4 protein-coding genes are annotated in these 3,888 nt (G+C 69.4%); all 4 read right to left on the reverse strand.

Going from position 1 to position 3,888, the window contains the following annotated elements:
- Window positions 1-133, reverse strand: a 133-nt coding sequence (locus tag AC1DOC_RS23615; RefSeq protein ID WP_478130604.1) for a 4Fe-4S binding protein, incomplete at its 3' end; no start/stop codon positions are given.
- Between the two features lie 23 nt (window positions 134-156).
- Window positions 157-1,263: a glycolate oxidase subunit GlcE gene (gene glcE / locus AC1DOC_RS23620; protein ID WP_478080026.1), complete on the reverse strand. Its 1,107-nt coding sequence runs from the start codon at window positions 1,261-1,263 to the stop codon at window positions 157-159.
- 29 nt (window positions 1,264-1,292) lie between these two features.
- Window positions 1,293-2,801: an FAD-linked oxidase C-terminal domain-containing protein gene (locus AC1DOC_RS23625; protein WP_478080027.1), complete on the reverse strand. Its 1,509-nt coding sequence runs from the start codon at window positions 2,799-2,801 to the stop codon at window positions 1,293-1,295.
- A gap of 132 nt (window positions 2,802-2,933) precedes the next feature.
- Window positions 2,934-3,815 (reverse strand): LysR substrate-binding domain-containing protein, encoded by an 882-nt coding sequence (locus AC1DOC_RS23630; protein WP_478130603.1) that lies wholly within the window; start codon window positions 3,813-3,815, stop codon window positions 2,934-2,936.
- Window positions 3,816-3,888 lie beyond the last annotated feature (73 nt).

The following is a 3,888-nucleotide window of genomic DNA, read 5'->3' on the forward strand; positions in this document are numbered from 1 at the left end:
GCTCGTCGCCGAGCAGCTGGTAGGTGGGGCAGGTGGCGGTGCAGAAGCCGCAGTGCACGCACTTGCGCAGGATGGCTTCGGCCTCGCGGCCTTCGTCGGTGCCGCGGAATTCGGGGGCGAGTTCGGTTTGCATCGCGGGTGTTCTTGGTTTTTTATCTATGCGCCGGCGAGCAGCCGTGCACGATCGAAGATGCGGTGCGGATCGAATTCGTGCATCAGCGCCTGGTGGATGCGGGCTACGGGCGCGCTCAATGCATCGAAGCGCGGCACGCGGCTGTCCGCGGCCTGGCCTGCAGGCATGCGGAACAGCGTGGCGTGCCCGCCGGCCGCATGCGCAGCTTCGCGGATGCGCGCGGCCTGCGCGGGYGGCGCCTGGTACCAGCGCTGCCCGCCATGCCATTCGACCAGCGGCGCGGCGCCATCGCCATCCCATGCAAGCGCCGATGCGGTCTGCGGCACCGACAGGCGCCACAGTGCGTTCGCGCCCGTGCCGAACCACGGCAGCTGCTGGTCGCGCAGCGCCTGCCAGTGCGCCGCGGCCTGCGCGTTGTCCCTGCGCTCGCCGCCGAGATGCGCGCACGCGGCTTCCACCGCCGCGACCGCGCCGCGCAGGCGCAACTGCAGGATGCCGGTGCCCGCCTGTTCGAACCAGCAGCTCGCATTCAGCGGCAGCGGCCGGCCGCCCCATTCGTTGAGCAGGCGCAGCGCATCGGCCTGGCTGCAGGCGAATTCCAGTGTGGCCTCGGCGGGCGCGACCGGCAGCACCTTGAGGCTGACCTCGGCGATCACGCCCAGCGTGCCGAGCGATCCCGCGAGTACGCGCGAGACGTCGTAGCCTGCGACGTTCTTCATCACCTGCCCGCCGAAGCTCAGGATGTCGCCACGGCCGTTGACCAACGTGGCACCGAGCAGGTAGTCGCGCACCGCGCCCACGCTGGCGCGCGCGGGGCCGCTCAAGCCGGCGGCGACCATGCCACCCACCGTGCTGTTGCTGGCGAAGTGTGGCGGCTCGAAGGGCAGGCACTGCCCCTTCTCGGCCAATGCGGCTTCGAGTTCGGCGAGCGGTGTGCCGGCGCGCACGGTGACGACGAGTTCACTCGGCTCGTAGCTCGTGATGCCTGCGAGCGCCGTGGTGTCGAGAACGTCGCCTTGCAACGCCTCGCCGTAGAAATCCTTGGTGCCGCCGCCGCGGATGCGAAGCGGCGTGGCATCGGCGGCCGCGGCGCGAATGCGTTCGGCGATCTGGCGGAGGGCGGGCTCCATGGTCTGTGCTGCTTTTCTTGTCGTGGTTCTCAGAAGCGCGGCAGCTCGGGATGCGGCAGCCGGCCGCCGCGCACCACCTGCTTGCCGTATTCGGCGCAGCGCTGCAGCGTCGGGATCACCTTGCCGGGGTTCAGCAGGCCGGCCGGATCGAAGGCGCGCTTGACGCCGGACATCTGCTCGTTCTCGGCCGCGGTGAACTGCACGCACATGCTGTTGAGCTTTTCCACGCCCACGCCATGCTCGCCCGACACGGTGCCGCCCATGGCCACGCTGGTCTCGAGGATGTCGGCGCCGAAGAGTTCGCAGCGGTGCAGCTCGTCGGGGTCATTGGCATCGAACAGCACCAGCGGATGCAGGTTGCCGTCGCCCGCGTGGAACACGTTGCAGCAGCGCAGGCCGTACTTCTTCTCCATCTGCTGGATGGCCAGCAGGATGTCGGCCAGGCGCTTGCGCGGAATGGTGGAGTCGAGGCACATGTAGTCGGGGCTGATGCGGCCCGAGGCGGGGAAGGCGTTCTTGCGGCCGCTCCAGAACTTCATGCGCTCTTCCTCGCTGCTGCTCACCGCAATGGCGGTGGCGCCGCAGGAGCGCAGCACGGCCGTCATGCGGCCGATTTCTTCTTCCACTTCCTCGGCGGTGCCGTCGGATTCGCACAGCAGGATCGCGGCGGCGTCGAGGTCGTAGCCCGCGTGCACGAAGTCCTCGACGGCGGCGGTCATCGGCTTGTCCATCATCTCGAGCCCCGCGGGAATGATGCCGGCCGCAATCACCGCGGCCACCGCATCGCCCGCCTTGCGAACGTCGTCGAAGCTGGCCATGATGCAGCGCGCGACCTGCGGCTTGGGCACCAGCTTGACGGTGACCTCGGTGGTCACGGCCAGCATGCCTTCGCTGCCGATGACCAGCGCGAGCAGGTCCAGGCCCGGCGCGTCGAGCGCCTCGCCGCCGAACTCGATGGGCTCGCCTTCGGCCGTGAAGCCGCGCACGCCCAGCACGTTGTGCAAGGTGAGACCGTACTTGAGGCAGTGCACGCCGCCCGAGTTCTCGGCCACGTTGCCGCCGATGGTGCAGGCGATCTGGCTCGACGGATCAGGCGCGTAGTAGAGGTTGAAGGGCGCGGCGGCTTCGCTGATGGCGAGGTTGCGCACGCCGCACTGCACCACGGCCGTTCGGCTCACCGGGTCGATCTTCAGGATGCGGTTGAACTTGGCGAGCGACAGCGTCAAGCCCAGCGCATGCGGCATGGCGCCGCCCGAAAGCCCGGTGCCCGCACCGCGCGCCACCACGGGCACGCCGAGCTGGTGGCAGGTCTTGAGCACGGCCGCCACCTGCGCCTCGGTCTCGGGCAGGGCCACCACCAGCGGGCGCTGGCGGTAGGCGGTGAGGCCGTCGCACTCGTAGGGCGTGGTGTCCTCGGCGTGCCAGATCAGCGCGTGGGCCGGCAGGTGGGCCTGCAGGGCGCGCACGATCTGCGACTGGCGGTCGGTTTTTTTTTGCAGCAGCGAATCGTGCTGGGCGGCGGTGAGCGGCGCGTTCATGATGTCTCTCTTGGTGCCCTGCACTCTACGCAAAATGCGGCGCGGCCGGGTTGAAGCTTTTTTGCGCGGCGCTTGAGAGAACTTTGCCGATAGAACTCTGCCGGATGGGGCAGCCGGCCGGCCGCCGGTTCTTCAGCGCAGGCTCTGCGCGAGCCAGTCCGCAAACGCCGCGCATTCCCAGCGATCGAGCGTGCCGGGCTGCCAGCAGATGGTGTGGCGGTGCGGCGAGGGCACGGGCCGGTCGGACAGTGGCACCAGCCGGCCCGATTCGAACCAGGCGGCGCCCATCTTCTGGCGCACCAGCGCCACGCCAAAGCCGCTGGCCGCGGCGTCATAGACCAGGCCCAGGTCGTTGAACTGCGAGCCGACGTGCGGCTCGGGCTGGTCGAGGCCGCAGCTTGCGAACCAGGTGCCCCAGGGCTCGAGCGGGCTGCGGATCAGCCGCGCGCTGGCAATCTCCGCCGCGGTGCAAAAGCCGTCGAAGGGGCCGAATTCGTTGAGGTAGCTCGGGCTGCAGGCGGGCAGCACCTCTTCATCGAGCAGCAGGCGGTGTTCGCAATCGGCGTACGCGCCGCTGCCGTAGCGCACCTCGAGGTCGGCCTGCTCGGCCGTGACGTCGAGCAGCGGAATGGACACCTGCAGCACCAGCTCGATGTCGGGGTAGATGTTGCGGAACAGCTCGAGCCGCGGCATCAGGAACACGCGGCTGAAGGTGGGCGTGACGGCGATGCGCAGGCGCGTGGCGCGCGTCGCCGCGTTGCCGAGCGGCGTGGCCTGCAGCGCAGCAAGGCCGGTGCGCACGTTGGCAAGGTAGGCGGCGCCGTCGGCCGTGAGGCTGAAGTCGCCGCGGCCGAAGAGCTTGAAGCCCACGTGCGCCTCGAGCTGGCGGATGCGGTGGCTCACGGCGCTGGCGGTGACGCACAGCTCGTCGGCCGCGCGGCCCRCATGCCGCAACCGCGCCACGGCCTCGAAGGTCAGCAGGCACTGGATGGGCGGGATGTGCTGCAGGGCCATTGTGTTTACCCTCCGGTCACTTGTCCGGGGCGTTCTTGATTTCGGCGCTGTTGGTTTCGGCGCTGTTGTTCAG

The sequence above is a fragment of the Variovorax sp. 01T439_2 genome (genome assembly GCF_056398445.1).

What these genes read in the sequence shown, in the direction of transcription:
- AC1DOC_RS23625 (WP_478080027.1), bottom strand. Translation starts at nt 2,801, where the DNA reads ATGAACGCGCCGCTCACCGCCGCCCAGCACGATTCGCTGCTGCAAAAA.